An 18525-nucleotide genomic window follows, 5' to 3' on the forward strand; every position below is an offset into this window, starting at 1 on the left:
CGAAGTCGTGGCAATACTCTTCGACCGCCTGGGTCAGAATCTGCAATTGTTCTGGAGAGGCCTTCAAGGGCACAGCGCTCCTCCCGCAATGTGGGCGAAAGCATCTGTGGTCACTCCCAGTCGTCGACGCCCATTCGGTGGGCGACGATGTTTTATAACGGTCGGTGGCGATTACGGTTGCATTCACGATTTGCTGCTAACCCCTGGCCAGGGCCGTTTCTAAGAGCGCTGCCTGGCTAATGTACCTGGCGCAGCCGGATCACCTCGGCGAGCAGAGTCTCTTCGTCGCGGATGCCGTTATCAAAGATGACTAAAATCTCGAAGGCAAGTTCGTCGCGCTCTGTTGCGTCCTCGGGCACCGCGAAGCGGACGCAATATGCCTCCATGACCCGAGCCATCATCGCCAATTGCTGTCTGTTTGCTACGCCACGCCGCCGCATGTTCATTCGCTCGATGGCGGTGCTACGTAAAGGCTATGCGGCTAACCGCATGGAAAGCACTGTTACCGCCAGCACCGCACCAACGGCGCACGCAACGCCCACCCAGAGCCAAAGTCTGCTTTCCGGCACGCACAGCCATCCAACTGCTCTGGGACGCAATGATAATGATAAGGTGCCGGAGAAGACGCCGCTATGCGATCCTTGCCAAGCGCCACGACGAGGCACTCGATTTTCTCGATAAATGGCCCCGCAATCGACGTGGGCCGATTTATGAAATTGCATTGCGTGCTTGTCGCGGGGCCTATAGCCACGATGTGCCGCTGGATGTCGCCAGGAGCGCCTTCGTCGGATTCGCCAGATCAGCGGGAATTCATGAGAAGTAGACACACTTCTTCCCTTCCCGATGATTGCAGCAAAAGCCGGCCGTGGTGGCGTGCCTGCGTAGGGTCTCTGTGATGTTGATCAAAGAGCCGTCTATCGCTCAACCAATAAGCCCTTCAGATCGTGTGCGCTATGACAACGAATGTCGAGAAACTCTAAAACCACGCCTTCATGCGATCATCGATCAGCTGCAAAATCGGGATGGGACCGCAATACAGCAGCTTTCACTATGATGACCCTTGCGGCCAGATATCCGAGGGAAGGCGCGAGCCGGCCGTGACCGGTAGCAAAGAAGGGCCCGCCGATTTGAAGCGGCGGGCTCTATTGGACCGGCCTCCTTGGCGTGGTTTTGCTCGCCAGGTCATCGCCTTTCCCTCACGCAGCACCTTCTCAGTTGCCGCCGTTGATGGCGATACGCTTGGCCTTCGCTTGTGCTCGCTCGGTCTTGGGCAGGGAGACAGTCAACACGCCGTTTTTGAAATCGGCGTTGACCCTGTCGTCTTCGACCTCGTAGCCGAGCGGTATGCGGCGCTCGAAGCGACCGTAGACGCGTTCCGAGAACTTCCGATCCTCGTCTTCGGTTTCAGAGCGTTTCTCGCCCCTGAGCGTCAGCACGCCGTCTTCCAGCAGCACCTCGATGTCTTTTTCTTCGAGGCCGGGAACCTCGGCTGTGACGCGGATCTCCTTCTTGCCGTCGGAGATTTCCACGCTCGGCCAACGTCCCCCGAAGGAAGACGGGCTAGCAAAGGCCGGCAAACGGCTGTCGAGGCCGCGGAAGACATCGTCGAACAGCTGGTTCACCTGCCGGTGCAGCGACAGGAACGGGTCGCGCTCGCGGTCACCGAATATCGTGGGAGTCCTCTTGCCGTTGTCGCGGCCCCAAGGGACCAGATCACGTACACTCATCATTTTTCTCCTTTCATCTCTTTATGGCTGCCTTCAGAACAAGCTCCGCGGGGGAGCCGGATGCGAACGCCCGGCTCCAAGTCGTTACGACTGCTTCAGGCCGCTTGCTTTTCGGCCTCGATCTTGCGCTGTTCGACCTTCGGCGTGGCCGCGGTGCTGCCGATCTCGATCCGGCGCGGCTTCATCTCTTCGGGAATCTCGCGCTTGAGATCGATCGTCAGCAGGCCGTTCTCCAGGCGGGCGCCAGTGACCCTGACGTGGTCGGCCAGTTGGAAGCGGCGTTGGAAGGTGCGCCCGGCAACTCCGCGATGCAGGTATTCGCCGATGTCTTCGCCAGACTTCTGACCTGACACGACGAGCATGTTCCGCTCCTGCGTCATCGACAGTTCGTCCCGGCTGAAGCCAGCCACCGCCATGGTTATGCGGTAGTCGTCCTCGCCGGTCCTGGCGATGTCGTAAGGTGGCCAATTGTCGATGGTGGTTGTCCGGCTCGCGTTTTCGAGCAACTCGAAGACGCGGTCGAAACCGATGCTCGACCTATAGAGCGGAGAAAAGTCAAAAGCGGTTCTCATAGCCATATCCTCCGTTGAGCAACATGGGTACGAGGAGCGCCAAGAAGCCGGCGCTCCCTGACCATGCCGGTCCGTTCAGCGACCGGCTCCATTGAGCTAGGAATCGTGTTTCGAGCCGTCAAGACCCTCCAGGACGAGTTCGAAATTTTGTCGCCGGAACGTCAATCGGTAACTGGCGTTTTCCGGACGTCACCTGCTCAGAACGGTCACAAATACTCGGAGGCTGGATATGGCGATTAGACGCGAAGAGATCGTATCGGTACTCGGCCCGGTCGACGATGAACTCGTCGCAGAACTGATGGAGATCGGAGCATCGGGCGCAGATCTTAGGGAGGCTTGGGGCTGGCTCCACAACGACGAGGCGCTGATGGGTGCGGGGCGCCCACTACCGGGAACACGTGTCGGCAAGCTGATCGAATTGTTGGCACCGGAAGAAGACGAGGCATAGCTCGTCCGGTCGTACCTTGAATCCGCGCTGACGGTGAACCATGTCGATGTCGAATGAAGCTGCGAGAGCGCGACGGAGCTTCGTTAAGGCTGCGGATCGGGCCGGATTATTGCTCGGCCGACGGCAGCCGAGTGCGCCGGTTCGCCGCGGGCCAGTATCCGGCAAGGCAAGTCTGGCAGCCGCCGCTGCTCAGTGAATCGCGATGATGCCGTCCACCGCCTTCCACTCGGAGGGCCGGATCAGGCGATGGTGGGCGACGCGCACCGAGTGGAGCGCGCCCTCCAGCGTTTCCTTCCAGTAGTCCAGGAAGCCGCGCAGTTCGGGAAAGTCTGGGGCCAGATCATATTCCTGCCAGACATAAAGTTGCAGGAGGCTCGGATGATCCGGCATGTGGTAGTGAATCTCGGCGGTCGTCAGGCCATAACCCTCCATCTGCATCCGGAACTCCCGGCTCACTCCACCAATCATTCTTTCACCCCTTCCTACTCACGCATCCAGTCGCTGCGGCCCCGACCGAGGCACGATTCGGTTGCCTTTACTGCTGTCGCGCCCCAGGCATCCAGGCGCTGCAGTGCGTCCATGATTGCGTCGAATGAGACCGGCTGCCCGGCGCCCAGCGGATGCCGAAGTGCCGGCATGGATTCGACCGCACAGGCATCAGACGCCCAGGATGAGAGAATTGCGCGTTTTTCGCCTGGATTCAGCGCGCTGTCGCTGAGGACGTGGTCCGGGTGCTTATAGTGGCGCGCCGGCGACAGCAGCCGGTCGAGCGCCGGGTCGTCGGTTTCGGGTCCCAGTGAAGGGATGATCGTCGAAAAGTCGGTTCGGCCCATCGATATCCTCCTTTCGGTTGCCGCTCCAAAGCTTCGTTTCGATCGTGGCTCCGGGAGCATCGATCCCGCAAGTGATGGTTGGATTTTGTTCGATCAGATGGAAATTTCAAGCCCCTAGCATCCAACAGTTGCGGCGAATTCGTCCACGATTCCATGCAGCTAGCACCCATTCGATGCGAGTGCTAAAATTTTTGTGCCGGCCTCTTGAAACCCGGAAATCGCGAAACTAGCTCGAAATGCGCGCGATGCCTGATGAAGGATCGCTGCGCCCCGCATCGGCCCGATATTGCCGGTCCGGTGTGGAGGAACCTCAAAATCTGTTTGTCCTTGAAGGAGAACGAAAATGGCGTTCCGTCCATTGCACGACCGTATCTTGGTCCGCCGCATCGAAGCTGACGAAAAAACGGCTGGCGGCATCATCATCCCCGACACCGCCAAGGAGAAGCCGCAAGAGGGCGAGGTCATCGCCGTCGGCCCCGGCGCGCGTGATGAGAGCGGCAAATTGGTCGAGCTTGACGTCAAGGTCGGCGACCGCATCCTGTTCGGCAAATGGTCCGGCACCGAGATCAAGCTCGAGGGCGAGGATCTGCTCATCATGAAGGAAAGCGATGTGATGGGCGTGATCGACCATAGCGTCGCGTTCAAGAAGGCCGCGTGATCGGGCCGACTACACGCAACAGTCAACGAAGCTGCCTACCGAAGGAGTGATTCCAATGGCTGCCAAAGAAGTCAAATTCCACGCCGAGGCCCGCGAAAAGATGCTGCGCGGCGTCGATATTCTTGCCAATGCGGTGAAAGTGACGCTCGGACCCAAGGGCCGCAACGTCGTCATCGACAAGTCGTTCGGCGCGCCGCGCATAACCAAGGATGGCGTCACCGTCGCCAAGGAAGTCGAGCTCGAGGACAAGTTTGAGAACATGGGCGCCCAGCTGGTGCGCGAAGTCGCTTCGAAGACCAACGATCTGGCCGGCGACGGCACCACGACCGCTACCGTTCTCGCCCAGGCAATCGTCAAGGAAGGCGCCAAGTCGGTTGCCGCCGGCATGAACCCGATGGATTTGAAGCGCGGCATCGACAAGGCGGTGGACGCCGTCGTCGCCGAACTGAAGGCCAATGCCCGCAAGGTGACGCAGAACAACGAGATCGCCCAGGTCGGCACCATCTCGGCCAACGGTGATGGCGAGATCGGCCGGTTCCTGGCGGAAGCCATGGAGAAGGTCGGTAACGAGGGCGTCATCACCGTCGAAGAAGCCAAGACCGCCGAGACCGAACTCGAGGTGGTCGAGGGTATGCAATTCGACCGCGGCTATCTCAGCCCGTACTTCATCACCAACCAGGACAAGATGAGGGTCGAACTGGAAGAGCCCTATGTGCTGATCCACGAGAAGAAGCTTGGCAATCTGCAGGCGATGCTTCCAGTTCTCGAAGCCGTGGTGCAGTCCGGCAAGCCGCTGCTCATCATCGCCGAGGATGTCGAGGGCGAGGCGCTGGCCACGCTTGTCGTCAATAAGCTGCGCGGCGGCCTTAAGGTTGCTGCCGTCAAGGCGCCGGGCTTCGGCGACCGCCGCAAGGCCATGCTAGAGGACATCGCCATCCTGACCGGCGGAACGGCGATCTCGGAAGATCTCGGCATCAAGCTGGAGAACGTCACTCTGCAGATGCTCGGCCGCGCCAAGAAGGTGGTCATCGAGAAGGAGAATACCACGATCGTCGACGGCGCGGGCTCGAAGGCCGAGATCGAAGGTCGGGTGAAGCAGATCAGGGCTCAGATCGAGGAGACTACCTCGGACTACGACCGCGAGAAGCTTCAGGAGCGGCTGGCCAAACTCGCAGGCGGCGTGGCGGTCATCCGCGTCGGCGGTTCGACCGAGGTCGAGGTCAAGGAGCGTAAGGACCGCGTCGACGACGCGCTGCATGCAACACGCGCGGCCGTCGAAGAAGGCATCCTGCCCGGCGGTGGCGTGGCGCTGCTGCGCGCGGCGAAGGCGCTGGATAACCTTCAGGTCGACAATGCGGACCAGAGAACCGGAGTCGAAATTGTTCGGCGGGCCATCGAGACGCCGGTAAGACAGATCGCCGAAAACGCCGGCGCCGAAGGCTCCATCATCGTCGGCAAGCTGCGCGAAAAAACCGACTTCGCTTATGGCTGGAACGCCCAGACCAATGAGTTCGGCAACCTCTACAGCCAAGGCGTCATCGACCCGGCCAAGGTGGTGCGCACGGCGCTGCAGGATGCTGCCTCGGTCGCCGGTCTCCTGGTGACCACGGAGGCAATGGTCGCCGAAAAGCCGAAGAAGGAGACTCCGGCGCCGGCGATGCCTGGCGGCGGCATGGATTTCTGAGGTAGCTGTGGCCCAGCCCGCTCCCGGCTCAGGGAGCGGGCAATTCTCTGGAGCATTTTTGGAGATTGCCGTGAATATGGTGACGACTGTCGGGATTGTTCCTCCGCCGGTTCATTCGGCGAAAGAATTTCTGGCCTATGAGACCGAGTGCAGGAGCGCGCTGAAGCCGCTGCTGGACAACCTGATCGACATGGCTGAATCGGCTGGTTGGTCCCGTCGGGCGACTGCCTCGACGCTGATGTTCCTGGCTGCGCAGCACCTGTCGGGATCGTCGGCGGCACCCGCAGACAGCGGATCGTGAACTTTGACCTCGGTCGCGCCTTTCAATCGTTCGAACTTCATTGACCGCTGTCGTGAGCGCCACTGATCGGCAACACCGCGCCAGACGGCCCCGTTTTCGGGGCGGCTTCGTGATTAACGAAGAGGCCGACGAGGAACTGAGGGAGAGAAGCGGTGAAACAGGACACATTATTTTTGGCTGGCGCTGCAGTCGTCGCGTTGAGCCTGATTGTGGCTGCTTGGCTCCTGCCCGGGTTTCTTCCCTGAAAACAAAAAAAGCCCCGCCGGCAGTGAGGCCAGCGGAGCAGTGGATCAGGGGTTTTGCGGGTCGAATTTAACCAATGGGCCCGCGGCGCGTCTAGATGGGTGTCAAGGCGGCGGCCGCCCGGAGAGCCACTTGTATGCGCCATCAGCCAGCCGGCGGCAGTGACCAAGGCAAATCCTAACCAGCCAGCGGCCGAGTGTGCCGGCTCCTAGCCTTGGTACGGAGAGTGGTCACCTCGATTGTGGCCTTCTCATGTGCCTCCACCTTGTTCTTGACCGCTTGGTCCCGCCTTTGAAGACGGTCCTCGATGCAATCCAGTTTGCCGAGGACAATGCCTAGAGCCCGTTCGATATTGCTTGTTTCCGGCATCCACCCTTCCCAGCCAGTGCCATGTGAGAATATGCGAACTGTTGGCTAATGGGCTACCCAGCCAACCGATACGCCCCCGCATAATCACCGTTGGTCAGGGTCGGGGTGCTGCGGCCCCCACACACCCCGACCCGCTCTACCGTCGGCCCTGATGGCCTGGACGGCGCAGACCGGAAGCACGTCGCCGGTGGGTGACGGTGTGCCGTTGCATAAATCGGCTGTGGTTGTTGCCACTCGGTAACACCACGTGCGCCGGCGTCATGCTATATCGTCTGGTGATTTCATGGGGGTATACTGGTGAGAAGCTGTCTACTTGCTGCAATGCTGTTGACCGGATCGTCTAGCTACGCCTTGGCCGCGGATGCGATAGTTGATGACGTGGTGATTGTAGAATCTAACTACGATTGGTCCGGCGTCTATCTCGGCGTGTTTGGGGGCTGGGCGCACAGCCGAACCAAGGCCACCGATATCACCGGTACGGATTTCGACGGGAATACGCCTGGCGCCACCCGCAGCATGTCTGACGACGGTTTCGTGGGCGGCATAACGGCCGGTTACAATTTTCAGAACGGATCGTGGGTGTTCGGCCCCGAGGTCGAACTCGGATGGGCCTCCAACGACAAGCTCGAATTCGCTCCGGATGACGGTGACGAGGGCCTATCGACTGAATACGGTTTCTACGGCGCCATCACCGGCAGGGTCGGGTTTGCCGCCAATCGCACCTTGTTCTACGCCAAAGGTGGCCTGGCCTTGGCGCAGATCGAAAACATTGCCGGCGACTATGATTCGGGCGAGCCCGATCCGGATGACGCAGCCGCGGGCGACGAATTGAGGGCCGGCTGGACGATTGGCGCCGGCGTCGAGCACGCCATCACGGACAGGTGGTCCATCAAGGGTGAATATCTGTACGCCGATTTCGGAAGCAAGACCTACGACACCCCTGAGAACACCGACGAACCCTTCAAGTTCGAGGACACGCTGCACACGGTGAAGATCGGACTGAATTATCAGTTCTAATTCACCACCATCAAACCAAAGCCCGGCCATCGCGCCGGGTTTTTGCGTCCCTCCAATTCTTGCTCCCGCGGCGCTTGCGTAAAATTCCATTGCTGAAAATCCCACGGCCGATCGTGCAGAACGTTCTCGGTGTGCGCTAGCTTACGAAGCTCGGCCAGGGTTGACGCGGCGTTTTCCCTCCAGTCGTATAGGAATGGCGACAATGGGGGGATTTGTATGAAATTGCATCTGCGTGGCGTCGAGCTTCTGAGGAGCTTTTGGACGCAGCCGACCATGTCGAGCGTATAAAGCCGAAAGAATTACGATCGTTGCTGAAGGAAACTGCGAGCGTCCTTGGCGATCTGTTAGCTAGAGACATCCCGCAAGATGACAAGAAGGGGTAACGATCCACTCTGAGCCCGCTACCCTTCCTGAACCCCGTGCGACGGGCGTCCTAGAGCCAGTGCGTTGGCGAGCGCTAACAATTCCGCTGCCCGCTCGGCTGACCAGCGCGGGGGAACAAAAAATTGACGGGCATGTTCATGATCGCCGTCCGCGGTTGAACCCCTTAGGGCGGCAGGCCCCGTTGCGACGCTGTATGTGACGCAGCGGGCTTTCCTTGGCGGAGGATACCCAGTGGCCAAAGATCCAGATCCGCCGACCGACGCCATGCGGAAAGCGACCATCCGGCGCCTGGTCAGCGAGATAGGGCTAAGCGAGTCTGAAGCAATCGACCTTGTCAGAGTGCTGGGGACGGATTGGTCTTCGCTTGTTCGCGAAGCGCGTCTTCTGCGGTCGAAGTGATAGTCAGCCGGCCATCTTCCTTGGCCGAGATATCGGCCAGTGCAGCGCTAATTTCTTCAGTAGTCGATAGGCCCCGATCGAACAATCGCAGGATTGACAAAGCGATCCGGTCGCGATCCTCCTGATCGGTGATGCCGCGGCCGGCGCAATACCGCTCAAGAACTTGCGAGAGCAGACCGAGTTGCTTTGAGTTGGCGATACCCTTGGGTCGCATAGCTTTCCCCTTCTGGTTAGGCGAAAGCGTGTTCGACTCTTCCAAGCGCCCGTTTGCCGTTGAAGATCAGGCGACTAAAATAGTCTACACGACCTGTCGCGAGGTGGCGATAACAAATGACAAGGTACAGCCGTCTTATTCGGTTCTTCGCACGTGCCGCGATGCAGGTCCTCGCCGGCCTGACGCTTCTTCTGCTCCTGATTACCAGCCAGTGCGTCTGGCGAACTCGTCAATTCACCGACCACGCGTATCGGATGTCCGGGCACGTAGTGCTGACTAAACTTTCAGCCGACCGCGCCTCAGCAACGCCCGCCGGGTGAAAAAGCCCGCCCTACTCGATTTCCTCCTGGGAACCTTGCCGTCGAAAATCAATTTTAGATCGGCGAAGATGGAGGATATTTATGAGCCACGGGACGAACAAGACGCCTCCACCATTGGTGGAAGCGAAGCTCAGTCGTGATCGCACCGAAGCAGCTATCTATTTTCCAGAGCCTGAGTATCTGATGACGGTGGATATGGCGGAAGTCGACAGGCTCGTTGCCACGCTGGTGAACATTCGTGGAAAGATGAAGCCGCACTCCTGAAGGGATTTGGCTCTACAGAAAACCCGCCGCGAGGAACGCGACGGGTTTGGTTGCCTGGGTGCCGCCCGATGCGACCGTAAAGACGGCAAATGGCTTTCGGCAAACGATCGATCTAGCAAATGGTTCCGACCCCTTTTCAGCGATGCGGTCGCCTCGAGACCACCTTTAGCAGATCCGCTTCATCGGTCGCGCCGCTACTGAATGCCCGGATAACCTCCGCTGCGAGTTCGTCACGTTGGACTTTGTCTTTCAGGGCTATGCGACGCTCCTCGCATACCGTGTCGAAGACCCGCCGCATGATCTCAAGATCAGCAGGACCGACCCTTCCCTGATATTTGGAAAGTGGCATGCCCGGCCCCCTCACGTAAACCGTTCGATGCCCCGTTCATAATCATTACACGACGCGATCGTGATGCAAAGTTTCTAAAGGTGCGCGATCACGTAATACCCGCTGCCCCGACGCCGTGCCCAAATGTCTCCCGGGCCGCAGCCACCCTCGGCCCGCACAGACCGGCGCCAGCACCCCAAGCCCCCAGCTTAATGGCGCCGGTCTATTCTTTTGACAGACAAACCGCTCCCGCCCTTGTTCGTGCCGTCTGCGTCTCCTCGACGAATAGACCTACTTCACGAAGAAGTTTGCAATCAGCCATCCAGCGACCCCGATGCGCTAGTAGCGGCCTGGTCGGGAATGTACCGGGCGTCGCCCGATGGAATTTTTGCCCCAAACGTCAGCGTGAACAGAAGTCGGTGATCGCTATCTGTGACGTGCATGTTCCATAGGCTCAAGTGATCCCAAAACGATTCCTGAGCCTCATCTATCATCTCGCCGGCGGCACGCACGGCCTCTCTTCTTGCGGCCTGAAGGTCGGGCAAGTCAGCTCCTGTCTCGTCTGGAATGAACTCACCATTATCGACGTGGAAGAAATAGCGGGGCATGTGTCGGCATCCTTAAACTCGCCATCAACGGCAATAATCTGATTTTGTTTCCTTAGTTCTGTTTTCATATTCGATGACGTTGGGATGAAAGCCGGCCGCAATTTATAGGCTTCGCTTGGATTGCCTCGTGGCCCGCGCCAATCACTAGCAGCAGCGCGGTCGCGTCGGCGCGCCGTCGGCATAGGCCCAGGATAATCGGGAGCTAACCAGCGGGCGAAATGCGCTGCGCATAGAAGCGACAGCGCGATCACGTTTCCCATCTGTCTCGCTTTCTTCGGAACGCAACGGCTGTTCGGCGATTAGCCACGATCCCACACGAAAGGAGACTCCCATGGACCATTCGAACCACGTGCGCCTGAGCCAAGCCGAGCTAACCCCCGATGTCCTCGAAGACGCCACGATCTACGGACCCGGCGACGAAAAGATCGGCTCGGTTGATCACGCCCACGGCACCCAGGTCGTTATCGATGTCGGCGGATTCCTCGGCATTGGCGCCAAGCCGGTTGCCGTTCCCATGAGCGAGTTGGAGTTCATGCGCGACGAGGACGGTGACGTTCACGCCGTGACGAGCTGGACTAAGGACCAGCTCAAGGAAATGCCGGAGCACACGGATTGAACAGAATGGCGGCTTCATGACGAAAGTGGAGCCGCCGTTCAGCACTCTGTGGTATCGAAATGAACTACATTTCCGTGATGGCAGTCACCGAAGAACGAGCCCGAGAGAAGGCGGTCGCGAGGACTGGCTATTCTCGTGAGAGCATCGGACCGGTTGTGACGGTCATTGACGAAGGCGATAACCTCCGCCAGCGGCCTTACATATTCGAGACATCCAACGACGTAACCGAGCATCCGCGGTATACAAAAGCCAAGCTGTCTAGCGCACTCCACTTCGTCGAACCAACGGTTGAAGATGGCCCGGTTTTGATGTTCGGTCCGGAAATCACGGTCGGGGGCTGAAACTCCTTTAACACCCCGAACCATTTCGAGCATGACGCGTTCAGTCCCTGCTGCGGGGCGTGTCAACCGGGCGCGACGGTACGGTGAACAGGAAGTCTTTTTCCCGGTTTCTCTTCCTGGCCAACGAAACGGCAGACGAGCACCTCGTCCCGTCCGACCTGCAGCGCCTTATGAGCGGAGCCTGTTTCAGCTGGAATTGAGAGGGGCCAACGCGAGAAGCCGAGCTGAAGCACCGCGCAGGTGTCGACCATGGGTAATGCTGCTGGATAAGTAGCTGGTGTTGAAACACGACTCTCGGGTGCGGTCGAAGAAGCCGAAGAGCCAACAATGACGGCGAGCTCATAGGCTCGACGGCGCTTCGCGAGGAGCCCGGCTGAGCCGCCTTCTTCCGTTTAATTTTCACTTCGTTTGTCACACTCAAAGTGCTGCAGATCGTAGGCCATCCAGTGGCTTGCCCTAATGGCGCGTTTGACGGCGCCGGATCATCTCTGCCAGCAAAGCTTCTTCGTCGCGTATGCCGTTGTCAAAGAGGACTAAAATCTCGAAGGCAAGTTTGTCGCGCTCAGTCTCGTCCTCGCGCACTGCGAAGCGCGCAAAATATGCCTCCATGACCCTAGCCATCAGCGCCAATTGCTGCCTGTTTGCTACGCGCCGCCGCATATTCATTCACTCGGAGGTGGTGCGACGTAAAGGCTAGGCGGCTACTGCATGGCAAGCGCTACTACCACCAGCACCGTACCGATACCGCAGAAACGCCCACTAAAAACGAAGCCTGTTATCCTGCACTTACCACCCGTCAAATGCCCCGACGACATGATATCACACTGAAAAAATCGCGCTATGCAATCTGTGCCAAGCGCGACGTAATCACGGCACGAGGAAGCCGCCGATCAGCCAGCCCGCCATGGCGATGTCAAGGACGACGCCTACGAAGCCTCTCCATTGAAGCAATCTAGACGCATACTCAATCATGCCGGCCGGTCCGCGGGTTTGGAAAGTAAGTTACAGTAGGAGCGCCCTTGAGGTGTGTGCCCAATATTGCCAACCGCGTTTGCTGAAATCACCATTTCCGCGGTGGTCTGCCGACTACCAGAGCCGGTGCGGTGCAGAGAACCCGAACCTCTTCGCGCTGGCTCGAGGGATTCATTCGCCGTTGACGACCCCTCACTACCGCGCTCGTAATACGAGTGATGACCTGCACGCTGGCTGCCGCAAAGTGCCTCAACCACGTGTGGTGGCGAGGGAGCCCGTCGTGCTTTAAGAAACGAAGGCACGGCGGGCTTTCTTGAGCCGGCCCGGCTGCAGAGCCCCAATCTCTCCCGCTCACGCCGGCTCGCCCATCACACTCCTATCATCCGTACCGCCCTCCCGTAGAAAACGCACCTGGAGCATCGCCGGGGAAGCGTGCGGCTCGCTCACTTAAACGAGCGGTTCCGGACCGCGTCTGATTAGAGACCTCCCGTAGGACGGCGCGCCGGGTCTAGTGCAGTGTGAGCGATCTTACCAAGATCGGCGCTCAGACCAGGAACATATGCCGCTGCAGCCGCATTAAGACGGATGCGCGACATCTCTATATAGGAAATCCAAAATGGCCAAGAGCCCCAGACAGTCGGTGGGTACACCCGCTACTATTCATGACCAAAAACTTAAACGGGGTGAGGGAGGTGAGCTGCACCAGATTGCCGAAGGCGACAGCAATGTCCTGACGACAGCTCAAGGCGGACCGGTAACCGATGACCAGAACACGCTTAAGGTTGGTCAACGGGGCCCAACGCTGATCGAGGACTTCCAATTCCGCGAGAAGATTTTTCATTTTGATCACGAGCGGATCCCCGAGCGGGTCGTGCACGCGCGCGGCTATGGCGCACACGGCTTTTTCGAGACCTATGAGTCTTTGGCGGCCTACACGCGCGCCGATATTTTTCAGCGTGCCGGCGAGAAGACTCCGGTGTTTGTCCGCTTCTCGACGGTTGCCGGTTCCAAAGGCTCCTTCGACCTCGCACGCGACGTTCGCGGCTTCGCCGTTAAGTTCTATACGAAGGAAGGCAATTGGGATCTTGTCGGCAACAACATCCCAGTCTTCTTCATCCAGGACGCAATCAAGTTTCCGGACATCATTCATTCGGTGAAGCCCGAGCCGGATCGGGCCTTCCCGCAGGCGCAGTCCGCGCACGACAATTTCTGGGACTTCATCAGCCTGACGCCGGAATCGATGCACATGATTATGTGGGTCATGTCGGACCGCGCCATTCCGCGCTCCTTCCGCTTCATGCAGGGTTTCGGCGTCCACACCTTCCGGCTGGTGAATGCCACGAACGAGTCCACCTTCGTCAAATTCATCTGGAAGCCGAAGCTTGGCATGCAATCGGTCGTCTGGAACGAGGCGGTCAAGATCAACGGCGCCGATCCGGACTTCCATCGACGCGATCTGTGGAACGCCATCCAGTCTGGGGATTTTCCCGAGTGGGAGCTGAACCTCCAGCTCTTCGACCAGGATTTCGCCGACAGCTTCGACTTCGACGTGCTCGATCCGACCAAGATCATTCCGGAAGAGATCCTGGCACCCGTACCAGTCGGACGTCTGGTGCTCGATCGCATGCCAGACAATTTCTTTGCTGAAACGGAGCAGGTCGCGTTCATGACGCAGAACGTGCCGCCCGGCATCGACTTCTCCAATGATCCGCTGCTGCAAGGGCGCAACTTCTCCTACCTCGACACGCAATTGAAGCGTCTTGGCAGTCCGAACTTCACCCACATTCCGATTAATGCGCCAAAGTGTCCCTTCGCACATTTCCAGCAGGACGGGCACATGGCGATGCGCAATCCCGCTGGCCGCGTGAACTATCAGCCGAACTCGTGGGGCGAAGGCCCGCGAGAAAGCCCGCAAAAGGGATTTCCGACATTTCCCAATCCCGAAGAGGGCCAGAAGGTTCGGCTTCGACCCGAGAGCTTTGCGGACCATTACAGCCAAGCGCGGCAGTTCTTCATCAGCCAGACCGCGACCGAACAGCGCCATATCGTCATGGCGCTGACCTTTGAACTCAGCAAATGCGAGAACCCCGTGATACGCGAGCGGATGGTCTCACATCTTCTCAACATCGATGAGACGCTTGGAGCAGCGGTAGCGGACAAGCTGGGTATCAAGAAGCTGCCGAAGCCCGCCGATGCCGCCGTTCCGCCTCGCGACGATCTCCCCGCCTCTCCGGCGCTCAGCATCATCGAGAATGGACCCGAAAGCTTCGCCGGCCGCAGGGTAGGCGTCCTAGTCTGCCCGGGCACCGACGCCGCCCTCCTGCAGAAGTTACAGGCGGCGATCGAAGAGGAAGGCGCCGTGATGGAGGTGATCGCCCCCAAGGTCGGCGGCGTCGAAGCCGCGGACGGAAGCTGGATCGGGGCAAAACACATGATCGACGGAGGCCCCTCAGTTCTGTTCGACGCGGTAGCGCTCGTCCTTTCCGAAGAAGGGGCTGGGCGCCTAGCAGGTGAGGCAGCCGCTCGCGATTTCGTGGCGGATGCGTTCGCCCATTGCAAGTTTATCGCATTTACCCCTGGCGCCCTTGCGCTGCTGCAGAAGGCAAGCGTCGATCCGGAGGCGGACGAAGGCATGATCAGTCTCGACAGTCCCAAGTCGATTGCCGGGTTTATCGAGTCTTGCCGTAAGCTTCGTCTCTGGGGCCGGGAATTGGCTGTCAAGTTGTAGCTAATGGCTGCTCAAGGTCTGGTTCATGGCCCTGTGGGGGAGAGCTGCCTCCATCTCTGCGTCGACATGCAGCGCTTGTTCGCGCCGGGCGGTCCTTGGCCTGTGCCGTGGGCGGAGAGGGTCCTCCCGGCTATCGAGGAACTGGTCGCAAGTCATCCACGACAGACGCTGTTCACGCGCTTCGTTCCCGCAGCTCGGCCTGGTGAAGCTCCGGGAGCGTGGGCGCGATACTATCGGCGATGGGCCAGTGTCACCCTTTCGAACATCGATCCGAACCTCGTTGAGCTGATGCCTTCGCTTGCGCGTTTCGTCCCGCCGGCGAAGTTGGTCGACAAGCGCGTCTATTCGCCTTGGACTGAAGGGCAACTCGACGCCCTGCTTGCTGGTTCGGACATCGATACACTGCTCATCACCGGCGGCGAGACCGATGTTTGCGTGCTCGCGACGGTGCTTGGGGCCATCGACCGCGGCTTTCGCGTCGTGCTTGTCACGGATGCCGTCTGCAGTTCCGCCGACCAAACGCATGATGCACTCATGGAACTCTACCGTTCGCGATTTAGTGAGCAGGTCGAAGCTGTCTCTTCAGCCGAGGTTCTTGCAAGCTGGTATTGATGGCCGTGGGCCGGCCGACACGGTTAGCCAGCCAGCGTAGACACGTTCAGCCGCGGTTAGTTCGATACAAGTTTTCTTCGTCGTCCCGCTGCATACCACCCAATGCCGCCGCCGCGCTCGCAATGAATGCGCCGATGACAAGAGACATGGCCGCGACCAGAGCGAAGGTAGCGCCGGCCTTTCGCGCCGCATCTGCAGCTTCCTGCGCGGTGACTTTTGCCTGTTCTATTTGGGCAAGCACGGCATCCACACGCGCCGTTGCATCTGCCTCGGACAATCCTGTTCGGGCGGCTACCAGTTGGCCGAGATAGGCTTTGTCTTCAGCCGAGACCTCGCCGGCAGCCGCACTGGCAACGAGAATGCGCGAGGCCTGCGCGACCGCCGCCGCATCGCCCTGCTCGCCGGGCGCTGTCAGCCTGGCGGGGTCGGTTGGACGGAACAGCGCGTCAACGTAATAGGACGTGACGTCGGTAGCATTGCCGTTCCCGGCTGTTGCGCTCGCAGAAACGCCCATCGCTGCTCCGGAAGCGACGGTGGATGCTGCCTGAACGCCTGTGCCGATCGCGGACGAAAGGGCGGACCCGAGTACAAAGACGACGAGTAGTGTCGCGAGAGCCCACGCCATGAAGCCGTGCGCTGTATCCCGGAAGAACGTTTCATCCGAGTGTACGCCTACCCATTTTGTGCGAAGCCGCCCGGTCAGGTAGCCGCCTAGGCCCGAAGATAACCATTGCACGATTACCAACCAGATTGCGGTGGAGACGGCGAAGGTCGTTATGGTTGCACTCTCGTTGGACCAAGGCGACACCATGGTGAGCCCGAGGCCAGAGCCCAGAAGCATCAGAATAAAGGTTAGTGTGGAGGCCGCGAAGGCGCCCGCAACGATTGGAGCCCAGTTGACGGCCGACGATGACGACTCCCCTGAACCTGAAACCTCGGTGGCAAGGACGGTTGATGCCATGAGTTTCTCCTATCGCATGAAAAGCATGAGGAGGATGATTATCGGAATGGGAATTCCGAGCAGCCAAAGCAAGATACCGCGACCCATGATTGTCTCCTTTCTTCATATGTTGTGAAGAACCGCCCCGAGCAATCGGGGCGGCTTTGCGGTCAGGCTGCCTTGGCCATTTCGTTTGCAGAGCTATCGGCCAGACCGGTTAGCGCCTCGTCGGTCGCGGACTCTTCCTTAAGTGTCTCGTCGAGCAGCTTGACCGCGTCGTTCTTTCCGAGAACCTCCGCCCAGCGCTTAAGCGTACCGTAGCGCGTGATCTCATAGTGCTCGACGGCCTGGGCAGCCGATATAAGGCCGGCATCAAGCGCGGGCGTCCCCTCGAATTCCTCCATGATCTCCTCGCCCTCCTCGATGATGCCGTCGATAGCGGGACAGGTCTTGCCCTGGGCGCGTTTACCGACAATCTCGAAGACCTGCTGCAGGCGCTCGACGTGGCTTTCCGTTTCGTCCTTGTGCTTTTCGAAAGCCGCCTTCAGGTCGGCGGACGACGCGGCACGGGCCATTTTGGGGAGTGCCTTCAGAATTTTCCTCTCGGCGTAGTAGATGTCTTTGAGAGTATCGAGAAATAGGTCGTCCAAAGTCTTTTCTTTTGCCATGGGGCGTTCCTCCGAAGCTTGGGGAAGCGTGCACATCCTGTGAAGCACGGAGCTACAAGCTCTGCCGTGTGGAAAGGTTCCGCGCTTCGAGTAAGACTTGGCACCTGCTATCGGCGGTAAGCAGCCAAGACCAAATAGACGGATCGACTGCTGCAACGGAACACCCAACGCACTCTTTGGCGCACCGATCATTTTGTTGCACCCATGCGATGCGAGGCCCATTTCAGGCTTATGCGCAATAGTCAAAAACCTGATGTAGCAGCGAAACTGACAAGGAGTGGAGGCTTCCTGCGACAGCTACACTTGGGTCGTCGGTCCGCACGAAGGGCATCTTTCTTGAAGTGCGCGCGCATCTCCCCTCAGAGACGAAGAAGCTGCTCCATGTGGAGACTGGGATGCTCACTTTGCGCCTGCTGGAAGGCTCCGAGGAGGGTCTCCAAAGTGCCTGTGGAATTGCTTCCAATATGTTGGAAGGCATCGAAGACCTACCCGTCATACCAAGAGAGGTGGAGGATATTCTGTCGATCACTGCGACAGAAAGGCATCGCTGGCTCAAGGACGGTCGCCTGCAAAGCGCCGGCACGCGCACCGTGAAACTTCGGGGGCGAGCCAGGAAAATAACTTTTCACGTTTTCGACCCAAGGCATATCGAGGACGTGCTCGATCGTGATCTGGTAACAGTTTGGCGCGAAGAAGATGCGGTCGCTGCAGCAGAGAACAGGCGCAGGGCCGCGGGGAGGGCAGCCCTAAAGCGCGCCATAAAAAGCGCTGCCGGCGCCGCGAGGAAGGATCCCCTCGATCAAGATTCGCGCCAAGACCTGCAGAACTGGGAAGAGTTTCTGAGCGACGGGCTTCTGCGCTAACCTCGCGACGCAAGCCTTGACTGCGCAATCAAGTCCGCCATCCACTTGTTCTGCTGGAACCGACCGCTGCTTTCACGCATTCATTCCGGCGGATCCCGAACGAGGAAGAGCGGTCATCTGAAGATGCTGTTCAAAGATCCGCCGGGCCGAGGCTTGACCGATGACGGCCGACGCAAAATTCCCCTTGCCGATCGACACAGTCCCAATGGAAGCGAAGCTTGCGGAGGCAATTCCGTCCGATGGGGGCGCCTGGCAATACGAACCGAAGTGGGATGGGTTTCGCTTTCTGGCGTTCAAATCTGGAAAGACAGTCGACATTCGAGGGAAGTCCGGCAAGCCTGTTGATTGCTGCTGAGAAGTGACCCGGGGTTTTCATCGAGAAGTGACCCACCGTGCGATTATGTTTCGGGTCTCAT

General features: G+C 59.2%; 22 protein-coding genes and 1 pseudogene. 12 read left to right on the forward strand and 11 right to left on the reverse strand.

The window, feature by feature from the left end; translation table 11 throughout:
• Positions 1-236: 236 nt before the first annotated feature.
• The 3 genes from D8676_RS27295 to D8676_RS11740 form a co-directional block, all read right to left on the reverse strand.
• Positions 237-401 (reverse strand): hypothetical protein, encoded by a 165-nt coding sequence (locus D8676_RS27295; protein WP_183097064.1) that lies wholly within the window; start codon positions 399-401, stop codon positions 237-239.
• A gap of 810 nt (positions 402-1211) precedes the next feature.
• The gene (locus D8676_RS11735) at positions 1212-1727 is read right to left on the reverse strand and encodes an Hsp20/alpha crystallin family protein (RefSeq protein WP_121581037.1); all 516 of its coding nucleotides are present in this window, start codon (positions 1725-1727) and stop codon (positions 1212-1214) included.
• A gap of 95 nt (positions 1728-1822) precedes the next feature.
• Complete coding sequence (locus tag D8676_RS11740; protein WP_121581038.1) at positions 1823-2299, reverse strand: Hsp20 family protein; 477 nt, start codon at positions 2297-2299, stop codon at positions 1823-1825.
• A gap of 229 nt (positions 2300-2528) precedes the next feature.
• Between D8676_RS11740 and D8676_RS11745 the strand changes: the two genes are divergently transcribed.
• Positions 2529-2747: a hypothetical protein gene (locus D8676_RS11745; RefSeq protein WP_121581039.1), complete on the forward strand. Its 219-nt coding sequence runs from the start codon at positions 2529-2531 to the stop codon at positions 2745-2747.
• Positions 2748-2936: 189 nt separating this feature from the next.
• Here the strand turns inward: D8676_RS11745 and D8676_RS11750 are convergent, their stop codons facing one another.
• Both D8676_RS11750 and D8676_RS11755 read right to left on the reverse strand, forming a co-directional pair.
• Positions 2937-3215 (reverse strand): usg protein, encoded by a 279-nt coding sequence (locus D8676_RS11750; protein WP_121581040.1) that lies wholly within the window; start codon positions 3213-3215, stop codon positions 2937-2939.
• Between the two features lie 14 nt (positions 3216-3229).
• Positions 3230-3580, reverse strand: coding sequence for a hypothetical protein (locus D8676_RS11755; RefSeq protein WP_245426730.1), 351 nt, complete (start codon positions 3578-3580; stop codon positions 3230-3232).
• Positions 3581-3923: 343 nt separating this feature from the next.
• On the opposite strand from D8676_RS11755, the gene groES reads away from it, so the two are divergent.
• The 4 genes from groES to D8676_RS11780 all read left to right on the forward strand — a co-directional run bounded on the left by groES (position 3924) and on the right by D8676_RS11780 (position 7852).
• Positions 3924-4238 carry a co-chaperone GroES gene (groES, locus tag D8676_RS11760; protein ID WP_121581041.1) on the forward strand — a complete coding sequence of 105 codons (315 nt, stop codon included), beginning with the start codon at positions 3924-3926 and terminating at the stop codon, positions 4236-4238.
• Positions 4239-4293: 55 nt separating this feature from the next.
• Positions 4294-5922 (forward strand): chaperonin GroEL, encoded by a 1629-nt coding sequence (gene groL / locus D8676_RS11765; RefSeq protein ID WP_121581042.1) that lies wholly within the window; start codon positions 4294-4296, stop codon positions 5920-5922.
• 76 nt (positions 5923-5998) lie between these two features.
• A complete protein-coding gene (locus D8676_RS11770; RefSeq protein ID WP_245426732.1) occupies positions 5999-6223 on the forward strand; it encodes a hypothetical protein in 225 nt (74 codons plus the stop codon).
• A 963-nt stretch (positions 6224-7186) separates the two neighbouring features.
• Positions 7187-7852 carry an outer membrane protein gene (locus tag D8676_RS11780; protein WP_183097066.1) on the forward strand — a complete coding sequence of 222 codons (666 nt, stop codon included), beginning with the start codon at positions 7187-7189 and terminating at the stop codon, positions 7850-7852.
• A gap of 718 nt (positions 7853-8570) precedes the next feature.
• Here D8676_RS11780 and D8676_RS27305 read toward each other — a convergent pair.
• Entirely contained in the window at positions 8571-8894 is a 324-nt protein-coding gene (locus D8676_RS27305; RefSeq protein ID WP_183097067.1) for a hypothetical protein, read from the reverse strand.
• Positions 8895-9250: 356 nt separating this feature from the next.
• Between D8676_RS27305 and D8676_RS11790 the strand changes: the two genes are divergently transcribed.
• Complete coding sequence (locus tag D8676_RS11790) at positions 9251-9433, forward strand: hypothetical protein (RefSeq protein WP_121581046.1); 183 nt, start codon at positions 9251-9253, stop codon at positions 9431-9433.
• Positions 9434-9569: 136 nt separating this feature from the next.
• Here the strand turns inward: D8676_RS11790 and D8676_RS27310 are convergent, their stop codons facing one another.
• Entirely contained in the window at positions 9570-9782 is a 213-nt protein-coding gene (locus D8676_RS27310; RefSeq protein WP_183097068.1) for a hypothetical protein, read from the reverse strand.
• 293 nt (positions 9783-10075) lie between these two features.
• Positions 10076-10369 carry a hypothetical protein gene (locus D8676_RS11800; protein ID WP_121581047.1) on the reverse strand — a complete coding sequence of 98 codons (294 nt, stop codon included), beginning with the start codon at positions 10367-10369 and terminating at the stop codon, positions 10076-10078.
• Positions 10370-10700: 331 nt separating this feature from the next.
• Between D8676_RS11800 and D8676_RS11805 the strand changes: the two genes are divergently transcribed.
• Positions 10701-10985 (forward strand): PRC-barrel domain containing protein, encoded by a 285-nt coding sequence (locus D8676_RS11805; RefSeq protein WP_121581048.1) that lies wholly within the window; start codon positions 10701-10703, stop codon positions 10983-10985.
• 59 nt (positions 10986-11044) lie between these two features.
• Positions 11045-11326: a hypothetical protein gene (locus D8676_RS11810; RefSeq protein ID WP_121581049.1), complete on the forward strand. Its 282-nt coding sequence runs from the start codon at positions 11045-11047 to the stop codon at positions 11324-11326.
• A gap of 456 nt (positions 11327-11782) precedes the next feature.
• Here the strand turns inward: D8676_RS11810 and D8676_RS27315 are convergent, their stop codons facing one another.
• Positions 11783-11935 carry a hypothetical protein gene (locus D8676_RS27315; protein ID WP_183097069.1) on the reverse strand — a complete coding sequence of 51 codons (153 nt, stop codon included), beginning with the start codon at positions 11933-11935 and terminating at the stop codon, positions 11783-11785.
• Positions 11936-12914: 979 nt separating this feature from the next.
• Here D8676_RS27315 and D8676_RS11815 point away from each other — a divergent pair.
• Entirely contained in the window at positions 12915-15026 is a 2112-nt protein-coding gene (locus D8676_RS11815; protein ID WP_121581050.1) for a catalase, read from the forward strand.
• A gap of 3 nt (positions 15027-15029) precedes the next feature.
• Positions 15030-15638 carry an isochorismatase family cysteine hydrolase gene (locus tag D8676_RS11820; protein WP_183097070.1) on the forward strand — a complete coding sequence of 203 codons (609 nt, stop codon included), beginning with the start codon at positions 15030-15032 and terminating at the stop codon, positions 15636-15638.
• A gap of 46 nt (positions 15639-15684) precedes the next feature.
• Here D8676_RS11820 and D8676_RS11825 read toward each other — a convergent pair whose 3' ends face one another.
• Together D8676_RS11825 and D8676_RS11830 are read right to left on the reverse strand one after the other, a co-directional pair.
• Positions 15685-16599 carry a hypothetical protein gene (locus D8676_RS11825; RefSeq protein WP_121581052.1) on the reverse strand — a complete coding sequence of 305 codons (915 nt, stop codon included), beginning with the start codon at positions 16597-16599 and terminating at the stop codon, positions 15685-15687.
• 149 nt (positions 16600-16748) lie between these two features.
• Positions 16749-17246, reverse strand: coding sequence for a ferritin-like domain-containing protein (locus D8676_RS11830; protein ID WP_121581053.1), 498 nt, complete (start codon positions 17244-17246; stop codon positions 16749-16751).
• Positions 17247-17641: 395 nt separating this feature from the next.
• On the opposite strand from D8676_RS11830, the gene D8676_RS11835 reads away from it, so the two are divergent.
• Together D8676_RS11835 and D8676_RS11840 are read left to right on the forward strand one after the other, a co-directional pair.
• Complete coding sequence (locus tag D8676_RS11835) at positions 17642-18109, forward strand: hypothetical protein (protein WP_348629011.1); 468 nt, start codon at positions 17642-17644, stop codon at positions 18107-18109.
• Between the two features lie 160 nt (positions 18110-18269).
• Positions 18270-18452 (forward strand): annotated as a pseudogene (locus D8676_RS11840) (ATP-dependent DNA ligase); the annotation flags it as partial.
• Between the last annotated feature and the right edge of the window lie 73 nt (positions 18453-18525).

The sequence above is a fragment of the Mesorhizobium sp. YM1C-6-2 genome (genome assembly GCF_003666685.1).
Classification (GTDB): domain Bacteria; phylum Pseudomonadota; class Alphaproteobacteria; order Rhizobiales; family Rhizobiaceae; genus Mesorhizobium_K.

Excerpts from the sequence above, each read along its gene's own strand:
- D8676_RS11830 (WP_121581053.1), bottom strand. The coding sequence starts at position 17,246 with ATGGCAAAAGAAAAGACTTTGGACGACCTATTTCTCGATACTCTCAAA.
- D8676_RS11800 (WP_121581047.1), bottom strand. The coding sequence starts at position 10,369 with ATGCCCCGCTATTTCTTCCACGTCGATAATGGTGAGTTCATTCCAGAC.
- D8676_RS11750 (WP_121581040.1), bottom strand. The coding sequence starts at position 3,215 with ATGATTGGTGGAGTGAGCCGGGAGTTCCGGATGCAGATGGAGGGTTAT.
- D8676_RS11745 (WP_121581039.1), top strand. The coding sequence starts at position 2,529 with ATGGCGATTAGACGCGAAGAGATCGTATCGGTACTCGGCCCGGTCGAC.
- D8676_RS11815 (WP_121581050.1), top strand. The coding sequence starts at position 12,915 with ATGGCCAAGAGCCCCAGACAGTCGGTGGGTACACCCGCTACTATTCAT.
- groES (WP_121581041.1), top strand. The coding sequence starts at position 3,924 with ATGGCGTTCCGTCCATTGCACGACCGTATCTTGGTCCGCCGCATCGAA.
- groL (WP_121581042.1), top strand. The coding sequence starts at position 4,294 with ATGGCTGCCAAAGAAGTCAAATTCCACGCCGAGGCCCGCGAAAAGATG.
- D8676_RS11770 (WP_245426732.1), top strand. The coding sequence starts at position 5,999 with ATGGTGACGACTGTCGGGATTGTTCCTCCGCCGGTTCATTCGGCGAAA.
- D8676_RS11755 (WP_245426730.1), bottom strand. The coding sequence starts at position 3,580 with ATGGGCCGAACCGACTTTTCGACGATCATCCCTTCACTGGGACCCGAA.
- D8676_RS11805 (WP_121581048.1), top strand. The coding sequence starts at position 10,701 with ATGGACCATTCGAACCACGTGCGCCTGAGCCAAGCCGAGCTAACCCCC.
- D8676_RS27295 (WP_183097064.1), bottom strand. The coding sequence starts at position 401 with ATGATGGCTCGGGTCATGGAGGCATATTGCGTCCGCTTCGCGGTGCCC.
- D8676_RS11825 (WP_121581052.1), bottom strand. The coding sequence starts at position 16,599 with ATGGCATCAACCGTCCTTGCCACCGAGGTTTCAGGTTCAGGGGAGTCG.
- D8676_RS11810 (WP_121581049.1), top strand. The coding sequence starts at position 11,045 with ATGAACTACATTTCCGTGATGGCAGTCACCGAAGAACGAGCCCGAGAG.
- D8676_RS11790 (WP_121581046.1), top strand. The coding sequence starts at position 9,251 with ATGAGCCACGGGACGAACAAGACGCCTCCACCATTGGTGGAAGCGAAG.
- D8676_RS11735 (WP_121581037.1), bottom strand. The coding sequence starts at position 1,727 with ATGAGTGTACGTGATCTGGTCCCTTGGGGCCGCGACAACGGCAAGAGG.
- D8676_RS27310 (WP_183097068.1), bottom strand. The coding sequence starts at position 9,782 with ATGCCACTTTCCAAATATCAGGGAAGGGTCGGTCCTGCTGATCTTGAG.
- D8676_RS11820 (WP_183097070.1), top strand. The coding sequence starts at position 15,030 with ATGGCTGCTCAAGGTCTGGTTCATGGCCCTGTGGGGGAGAGCTGCCTC.
- D8676_RS11740 (WP_121581038.1), bottom strand. The coding sequence starts at position 2,299 with ATGAGAACCGCTTTTGACTTTTCTCCGCTCTATAGGTCGAGCATCGGT.
- D8676_RS27315 (WP_183097069.1), bottom strand. The coding sequence starts at position 11,935 with ATGGAGGCATATTTTGCGCGCTTCGCAGTGCGCGAGGACGAGACTGAG.
- D8676_RS11835 (WP_348629011.1), top strand. The coding sequence starts at position 17,642 with ATGCTCACTTTGCGCCTGCTGGAAGGCTCCGAGGAGGGTCTCCAAAGT.